This is a genomic window from Sphingosinicella sp., from assembly GCF_052387495.1.
In the GTDB taxonomy this organism is placed as follows: domain Bacteria; phylum Pseudomonadota; class Alphaproteobacteria; order Sphingomonadales; family Sphingomonadaceae; genus Allosphingosinicella.
Window position 1 is genome coordinate 21,322 of the sequence record NZ_JBQTJC010000139.1, and the last position, 7,846, is coordinate 29,167.

The 7,846-nt window shown below is 69.5% G+C and carries 10 protein-coding genes; 7 read left to right on the forward strand and 3 right to left on the reverse strand.

Features of this window, described 5'->3' with window-relative positions; genetic code table 11:
• Positions 1–15 precede the first annotated feature (15 nt).
• Entirely contained in the window at positions 16–1,194 is a 1,179-nt protein-coding gene (hemW, locus tag ACT4N8_RS07935; RefSeq protein WP_444857596.1) for a radical SAM family heme chaperone HemW, read from the forward strand.
• On the opposite strand, the gene ACT4N8_RS07940 is transcribed toward hemW, so the two are convergent.
• Positions 1,191–2,318 (reverse strand): penicillin-binding protein activator, encoded by a 1,128-nt coding sequence (locus ACT4N8_RS07940; protein WP_444857597.1) that lies wholly within the window; start codon positions 2,316–2,318, stop codon positions 1,191–1,193. The genes hemW and ACT4N8_RS07940 overlap by 4 nt on opposite strands.
• A 70-nt stretch (positions 2,319–2,388) precedes the next feature.
• Here ACT4N8_RS07940 and rsmI point away from each other — a divergent pair, with 70 nt between their 5' ends.
• The 4 genes from rsmI to ACT4N8_RS07960 are packed head-to-tail and all read left to right on the forward strand — an operon-like array spanning position 2,389 to position 5,193.
• Positions 2,389–3,219 (forward strand): 16S rRNA (cytidine(1402)-2'-O)-methyltransferase, encoded by an 831-nt coding sequence (gene rsmI, locus ACT4N8_RS07945; RefSeq protein WP_444857598.1) that lies wholly within the window; start codon positions 2,389–2,391, stop codon positions 3,217–3,219.
• The gene (locus tag ACT4N8_RS07950) at positions 3,216–3,566 is read left to right on the forward strand and encodes a YraN family protein (protein ID WP_444857599.1); all 351 of its coding nucleotides are present in this window, start codon (positions 3,216–3,218) and stop codon (positions 3,564–3,566) included. The genes rsmI and ACT4N8_RS07950 overlap by 4 nt, the downstream gene beginning before the upstream one ends.
• Positions 3,567–3,598: 32 nt before the next feature.
• Positions 3,599–4,549 carry a glutathione synthase gene (gene gshB / locus ACT4N8_RS07955; protein ID WP_444857600.1) on the forward strand — a complete coding sequence of 317 codons (951 nt, stop codon included), beginning with the start codon at positions 3,599–3,601 and terminating at the stop codon, positions 4,547–4,549.
• Complete coding sequence (locus ACT4N8_RS07960; RefSeq protein ID WP_444857601.1) at positions 4,546–5,193, forward strand: DedA family protein; 648 nt, start codon at positions 4,546–4,548, stop codon at positions 5,191–5,193. The genes gshB and ACT4N8_RS07960 overlap by 4 nt, the downstream gene beginning before the upstream one ends.
• Here the strand turns inward: ACT4N8_RS07960 and ACT4N8_RS07965 are convergent.
• Complete coding sequence (locus tag ACT4N8_RS07965; protein WP_444857602.1) at positions 5,156–6,079, reverse strand: tyrosine recombinase XerC; 924 nt, start codon at positions 6,077–6,079, stop codon at positions 5,156–5,158. The two genes, ACT4N8_RS07960 and ACT4N8_RS07965, sit on opposite strands and share 38 nt — an antisense overlap.
• Positions 6,064–6,624 carry a DUF484 family protein gene (locus tag ACT4N8_RS07970; protein ID WP_444857603.1) on the reverse strand — a complete coding sequence of 187 codons (561 nt, stop codon included), beginning with the start codon at positions 6,622–6,624 and terminating at the stop codon, positions 6,064–6,066. Before ACT4N8_RS07970 ends, ACT4N8_RS07965 begins: the two co-directional genes overlap by 16 nt.
• Positions 6,625–6,757: 133 nt before the next feature.
• Between ACT4N8_RS07970 and ACT4N8_RS07975 the strand changes: the two genes are divergently transcribed.
• Complete coding sequence (locus ACT4N8_RS07975) at positions 6,758–7,282, forward strand: helix-turn-helix domain-containing protein (protein WP_444857604.1); 525 nt, start codon at positions 6,758–6,760, stop codon at positions 7,280–7,282.
• A 68-nt stretch (positions 7,283–7,350) separates the two neighbouring features.
• The gene (locus tag ACT4N8_RS07980) at positions 7,351–7,653 is read left to right on the forward strand and encodes a hypothetical protein (RefSeq protein WP_444857605.1); all 303 of its coding nucleotides are present in this window, start codon (positions 7,351–7,353) and stop codon (positions 7,651–7,653) included.
• The last annotated feature ends 193 nt before the right edge of the window (positions 7,654–7,846 follow it).

The following is a 7,846-nucleotide window of genomic DNA, read 5'->3' on the forward strand; positions in this document are numbered from 1 at the left end:
GTTGCATGTTTCACGATGAGAAAGAGCCAGATCGACCGCGGAGTATATAACCAAATCGGTTCCGCTTGTCAAGAACAAAATGAGAACGCCCTGGCGCTCTACGTCCATTGGCCGTTCTGCGTCTCGAAATGCCCCTATTGCGATTTCAACTCCCATGTCCGCGAGTCGGTCGATCAGGAGACGTGGCGATCCGCATTGCTCGCCGACCTCGCTCACGAGGCACGCCAGACGCCCGGGCACCGGCTGAGCTCGATCTTCTTCGGCGGCGGCACGCCCTCGCTGATGCCGCCGGCGACGGTCGCGGCGCTGATCGCGGCGGCGGAAGCGCATTGGGGCTTCGCCGACGACATCGAGATCACGCTCGAGGCCAATCCTTCGTCGGTCGAAGCGGCGCGTTTCGCCGATCTCGCCGCGGCAGGCGTCAACCGCGTCTCGCTCGGCATCCAGTCGCTCGACGATTCTGCACTCCACTTCCTCGGCCGCGCCCATGATGCGGACGAGGCGCTGATGGCGCTCGGCACCGCCCAATCGGTCTTCGATCGGGTCAGCTTCGATCTGATCTACGCGCTGCCGGCTCAAAGCGCCGAGGCTTGGGCTGCCGAGCTCGACCGGGCGCTTTCTTTCGGCACCGGCCATCTCTCGCTCTACCAGCTCACCATCGAGCCCGGGACGCGCTTCGCCACGCTGGCGGCGAAGGGTGAGCTGGTCCCCGCCGATCCGGACGAAAGCGCAGCGCTCTACGAGCTGACCGGGGAGATGACCGCGGCCGCGGGCCTTCCCGCCTATGAAATCTCCAATCATGCTCGCTCCGGCGAGGAGAGCCGTCACAATCTCGCTTACTGGCGCTATCAGCCCTATGCGGGCGTTGGGCCCGGCGCCCATGGCCGGCGCGGCGGCGCCTTCACCCGCCGCCACCGCAAGCCTGAAAACTGGCTCGCCGCGCTCGCCCGCAACGGCCACGGCATCGAGGAAGAGAAGGCGCTTGCGCCGGCCGAGCAGGGCGTCGAGGCTTTGCTCATGGGCCTTCGCCTCGCCGAGGGGATCGACCGCGCGCGCCTGGATTATCCGCTGGATCGCGCCGCAGTCGCGCGTTTGGCGGCACAAGGCCTGCTTGCCGAGGAAGGCACGCGCTTGCGCGCCACGCCCGCCGGCATGCTGCTGCTCGATTCGGTGCTGGCCGAGATCGTCGCTTAGTCGAAACCGCGCGGCGCCGGGGAGCCGACCGTCATTCCCGATGCCCCGACCTCGCGGACTTCGAGCGCGCGCTCGGCGAGACCGTCGCGGCTGAAGCGGAAAGCGCCGTCGACGCCCGCGAAGCCGGTCGAATCGATGAGCGCCCGGGCCGGGAAGCGCCGCCCGATCGGCCAGTTGGCCGCGATCCTCACGGTGAGCAGCACCGCGTCATAGCCCAATGTCGCCAGCCGGAACGGGTTGGTGTTGTAGCGGGCGCGGTAGCGGTTGCGGAACGCGCCGAAATTGGCGTCGGTCGGCGCCGCGAACCAGGCGCCGCGCAGGGGCACGCTCGCGCTCAAATTGCCCTCGGTCGCCCACAATTCGGTGCCGAGAACGCGCGGCTGCGGCGAGCTTTGGCGGACGACCGGAATCGCCTGCGCCGCGACCTGGGCGCCGTCGGCGATCAGCACCGCGTCGTGCCGCCCCTGCGCGACCAGCCGAGTCGCGGCGGCGCGCATGTTGCCCGCCGTGCCGTCATAGCTCTGCATGCCCGACAGGCTGCCGCCGGCGCCCTCGATCGCCTGGGTCAGCGCCTGGCCGCTGCGCTGGCCGTAGGTGCCGGTCGGCACCAGCGCGCCGAAGCGCTGCGCGCCGCGCCCGCGCGCGAATGTTACGACCCGCTCGATCGACTGGCCGGGATTGACGCCCATCACGAAAACGCCGTCGCCGGCGACGCTGACGTCGTTCGAGAAGGTGATGACCGGCACGTCCTCGCGCCGCGCGATCGGCGCCACCGCGCGGACGTCGGCGGCGAGGAGCGGACCGAGGAACAGGCCGTTGCCGTCGGTGATCGCCTCGTTCGCCGCTGCCGCCGCGCCGCGCGCCGTGTCGTAGGCGGTGATCCGGATGCGCTGCCCGCCCGTGTCGAGCAAAGCGAGGTTGGCGGCGTTGAGAATCGACTGGCCGAGCCGGGCATTGGGCCCGGTCAGCGGCACCAGCACGGCGACCCGGTTGCGCGTTTCGTCGGCGGGCAGGCGCCCGGTCGGCCGCTCCGGCTCGCGCTCGACCTCGGGCTCCGGTGTGGGCGGCGGCGCGGGGCGCGAGCGCGGCACGCAGCCCGCGATCGCCACGGAGAGCAACGCCAACGCGGCCAGTCTCCATAATGACGGGCGTGCTTGCGGGCGGAGCGAGAGCGGTGCCATGACGTGACCTCTGATGGACGAGAAGCTCGAGCCCGGCCTCTATATCGTCGCGACCCCGATCGGCAATCTTTCCGATCTGAGCGCCCGGGCGGCCGCGATTCTGTCGCGCGCCGATCTGATCGCGGTCGAGGACAGCCGGGTGACCGCCAAATTGCTCCGCCATATCGGGGTCAAGCGGCCGATGACGCCCTATCACGACCACAATGCCGAGAGCGTCCGCCCGGCGCTCGTCGCGGCGATGCGGGAGAAAGCGGTGGCGCTCGTCTCCGACGCCGGCACGCCGCTCATTTCCGACCCCGGCTACAAGCTGGTCCGCGATGCGCGCGCCGCCGGCGCGAAGGTGACGACGATCCCGGGGCCCAGCGCCGTCATCGCCGCGCTTACTCTCGCCGGATTGCCGACCGATAAATTCGCCTTCCTCGGCTTCCTTCCCGCCAAGGCCAAGGCGCGCGGCGAGGCGATCGCGGAGGCGGCGGCGTTTCCCGGGACTCTCGTCTTCTACGAGAGCGGCCCGCGTCTCGGCGCCGCGCTCGCCGCGCTCCGCTTGGGGCTAGGCGACCGCGACGCGGCCGTCGCGCGCGAGATCAGCAAGAAATTCGAGGAATGCGTGACGGGCAGTCTCGCCGAGCTCGCCGAGCGCTATGCCGAAGCACCGCCCAAAGGCGAAATCGTGATCGTTGTCGGCCCGCCGGGCGCGGCCGAGCCCCCGGGCGAGCAGGAGATCGACGCCTCGCTCGCCGACGCGATGCGCACCCTCTCCCCCTCCCGTGCCGCCGCCGAGGTCGCGCGGCGGCTCGGCGTGCCGAAGCGGCTCGCCTACGAGCGGGCGCAAAGGCTGAAATGAAGCGCCAGCGGGCCGAACGCGGTGGGCGGCGGGCGGAGCGGATCGCCGCCTGGTGGCTACGGCTGAAGGGCTGGCGAATCCTCGCCGTCCGCGCGCGCACCCCGGTCGGCGAGGTCGATCTCGTTGCGCGGCGCGGCCGCACCCTCGCTTTCATCGAGGTCAAGGCCCGCGCGACCGACGCCGAGGCCGGCCTTGCGCTCGACGATTACCGCCTGCGCCGGGTCGCGCGCGCCGCCGAGGGGCTGAGCGCGCGCTACGCCCGCCCCGGCGACACGATCCGGATTGACGCCTTGTTCATGGTGCCGGGTCGCTGGCCCAGGCACATGGCGAACGTCTGGCATGGATGACAGGACCGTTTTACTCGACTAAGGCAGTGCCCATGAGCCTCAACGTCGCCGTGCAGATGGACCCGCTCGAAGGGATCAATATCGAGGGCGATTCGACCTTCGCGATCATGCTCGGCGCGCAGGCCCGCGGCCACAAGCTCTTCCACTACACGCCCGAGGATTTGAGCTGGGCCCATGATCGTCTCTGGACGATGGCCCGCCCGGTCACTGTTCAGCGCGTCGCCGGCGATCATTATCGTTTCGGCGAGCCGGAAATCCTCGATCTCGGCCGCGACACGGACGTGGTGCTGATGCGCCAGGACCCGCCCTTCGACCTCGGCTACATCACCGCGACCCACCTGCTCGAGCGCATCCAGGGCGAGACGCTCGTCGTCAACGATCCCGCGAGCGTGCGCAACGCGCCCGAGAAAATCTGGGTGCTCGATTTCGCCCGCTTCATGCCGCCGACCGCGGTCACCCGCTCGCTCGGGCTCGCGCGCAAGTTCCTCGCCGAGCACAAGGAGATCGTCGTCAAGCCGCTCCACGGCTTCGCCGGCGGTTCGGTCTTCCGGGTCGGGCCCGACGGCGCCAACCTCGCCAGCCTGATCGAGCTCTTCAACACCGCCTATCGCGAGCCGCACATCCTGCAGGCCTTCCTCCCCGGCGTCGCGGAGGGCGACAAGCGCATCGTCCTTGTGGACGGCGACGTCGCCGGCGCGGTCAACCGCATTCCGGGCGAGGGCGAGATCCGCTCCAACCTCGCGGTCGGCGGCAAGGCGGCGCAAACCGGGCTCACCGCGCGCGAGGAGGAGATCTGTGCTGCGCTCGGCCCCGAGCTCAGGAAGCGCGGCCTGCTCTTCGTCGGCATCGACGTGATCGGCGGCGAGTGGCTGACCGAGATCAACGTCACCTCGCCGACCGGCATCGTCGCGATCGACCGCTTCAACGGCACCGACACGCCCGCGCGAATCTGGGACGCGATCGAAGCGAAGCTCGGCGGATGACCGACTGGGCCTATGACTGGGTGATCCTGCTGATCGACTGGGGCGGCTATGTCGGCGTCTTCCTGCTGATGCTGCTCGAAACCGTGTTTCCGCCGATCCCGTCCGAAGTCGTGCTGCCGATCGCCGGGATGCGCGCCGCCAACGGACCGCTCGGCCTGCCAGGCGTGATCATCGCCTCGACGCTCGGCACGATGACCGGTAACTTCCTCTGGTATCTCGCCGCGCGCTCCGTCGGGCTCGACCGCTTCCGCTATTTCATCACCCGCTACGGCCGCTGGATCACGCTCGACTGGTACGACGTCGAGCGGGTGCAGAATCTATTCGGCCGCTTCGGCCCGGGCATCGTCTTCGTCGGGCGAATGCTGCCGACGATCCGTACCTTCATCTCGGTCCCGGCCGGGATCGTTCGGATGGGCCTCGGCCCGTTCCTCATCTGGTCGACCGTCGGCACCGCCCTCTTCGCCGCCGCGCTCGCCGGGGCGGGCTACGCCGCCGGCAGCCGCTTCAGGGAGATCGAGGAGATCGCCGGGCCGGTCTCATCGGCGGTGATCGTCGGCATCATCTTCTGGTACGTCTGGCGCCAGGCGACGTGGGAGAGCCGCCGCGCTAAGCGCGCGGATGCGCGTGCCGGTACACATCCATGAGGTGCGCCGCGTCGACCGCGGTGTAGATCTGCGTCGACGACAGACTGGCATGGCCGAGCAATTCCTGGAGCTGGCGGAGGTCCGCGCCGCGGCCGAGCAAATGGGTGGCGAAGCTGTGCCTGAGTGCGTGGGGCGTGGTTCGCTCCGACAGGCCGAGCGACCGCCGCGCCTTGCGGACCGCGCGCCGGACGATCTCGCCGCGTAGCGGCCCGCCCCGCGCGCCACGGAACAACGGTCCGTCCTTCTCCACCGGCCAGGGGCAGAGCGCGAGATAGCGCTCGATCGCCTCCTTGACCGGCACGAGCAGCGGCACGATCCGCGTCTTGTTCCTCTTGCCGGTCACGCTCAGCGCCTCGCCCAGCGGCAGCGCCGCGCCGGTCAGCGCCAGTGCCTCGGCGACGCGGAGGCCCGAGCCGTAGAGCAGCATCAGCACCGCCTCGTCGCGCGCCGCGATCCATGGGAGGCTGGCGTCGTCTGCCGCCTCTTCAGCCAGCGACACGACCTCGTCGGGCGAGATCGGCCGCGGCACGCTACGCGGCTTCTTCGGTCCTTTGAGGCGCGGCGGCACTGCTTCGCGCCCCGTCTCGGCGGCGGCGAACGCGAGGAAGCCGCGGATCGCGGAGAGCTCGCGCGCCGCCGAGGCATTGCCGAGCCCGGCGGCGCGGCGGCGGGTGAGATAGGCGCGCAGATCCGCCGGGCGCAGCGACAACAATGCGTCGCCCGTCACCGCCTCGACGAGATGCCCGCCGAGGACGGCGATCAGGCGCAGCGCGGTCGCGACATAGGCGCGCACCGTATGCTCGGACCGGCGGCGCTCATTGGCGAGGTGCTCCTGCCAGCGCGCGGCGAGCGCGGCGGCGGGATGCTCTTTTAAGGAGTCAGCCACCGGCCCATGCAGCGGGTCAGCACCCGCCCAAGGAAGAGCAGCAGCTCGGAGCCGTGCGGCGTTTCGAAACATTGCGGCCCGCGCTGGCCCAGAGCGAGCAGGCCGCTCGGCAGCGGCGGCTCGCTCTCGAGCCGGATCAAGGCCTCCGCCCGGATCAGCTCGCAGGCCGGGCCGAACAGGGGATGGCCGCGCGCGACCCCGCGCAGCAGCACGCCGTCGAACTCCTTCACCGATTTCTGGATCAGCTTCGGAGTGACGAACTGGAGCCCCGAGGCATCGGCGCGCACCCCGGTCTCCCCCGCCCAGAGCGCCACCGCGACGGCGTCGAGACCGAGAATCTGCGGCCATTCCTGGGTGACGACATGGATGAGATGGTCGAGCCCCTCCGCCTCGATCGCGGCGAGCGTCGCGCCATGGATCGAAGCGACCGCGCCCGAATGGCCGCGGGCGAAAGCGATGAGGTCCTGATTGGCCTCCTCCGCCGCCGCGACCCGCGCCCGCAAATTGGCGAGCGCATGGTTCTCGAAGCTGATCACCCTTCCCATGTGCGAAGACTAACCCGGACATGGTTAAGAAGCGATGCTTCTGATGCCGGTTCGACCTATCTCCGCACGGGTGTTGCGAATCGGCACCGCCCGGACTTTGTAAATTCGCGCAATGGGTTGATAAGATGCGGGTATGGACCGCGATCGCATCGCCCGCCTGACCGAAAAGCAGCGCGCCTGCCTGCGCCTCGTCTACGCCCACATGTCGTCCAAGGAGATCGCCCCCAAGCTCGGCGTCGAGCCCGGCACCGTCGACCAATATATCAAGGCCGCGATGCGCATCCTGGGCGTCAGCGACCGCCGCGCCGCGGCGAGGATGCTGGCGGAACATGAGGCGGGTGCCCGCCAGCCATTGGTATACCAGCCGCTGGATATTGCCCAAGCGGGCGAAACGGCGACATTCGGCGCATCGACCGGGGGGATGCGACAGGCCGCATTCGGCGGGGCGGTGCGGGAGGAGACGGCCATGATCCGGGCCTATCCGCCGCCTCCGCCGGATGCGCTGAAGCTTCCCCTCCCAATCGGAGGAAGGAGGCCGAGCGACCTTAGCACCGTCAAGCGGCTGGGATGGATTTTCGCCATCATCCTGCTGATTACCCTCGCATTCGGCTCGTTCGTGACCGGGTTCGAGGCGCTTTCCCGGCTCGGTCGAAGCTAGGAACTGCGGAAAAACTGTTTTGAAACGACAGGAACCGCGCCGGCTGTCGGTGCGGAGGGGGGAGAATTATGCCAAGGACTCGTCAGGCCGTCGCGCAGAAGGTGGCGGATCGTCTGTTCGCGCTCGAGAATGCAATCGATGCCGCGCTGACCCGCGCGGCCGAGCTCAATGCCGCGATGCCGGAGGCGCGCGGGGAGGCGCGCCTGCCCGCGATGATCGGCCAGGACGCCTTCGACAAGTCGGCCGAGGCCTTCGCCTCGCTCGTGCTGGCGCGCCGCCGCATCGTCGAAACCCATCAGTCGCTCGACCTCGCCCGGGCCCAGATCGGCCTCAAGGTAGTGGCCGGCGGCGACCTGATCGCGAAGCCGTAGGAGTTCGCGCCGGCCGGTTCCGCGCCGGTCTCTCCGCTGCGGGCGGTCGCCTGATGACACGCCTTGACCGGACCATGCGGTCATGGTCCGGTCGGACGTGGCCATCAATCTTTTCTATCTCGCGCGGCTGTTAGCCTCATGCGGATACGCGTTCACTCGGGGCGGCGAGCCCGAACGGATCGGGATGGCGATC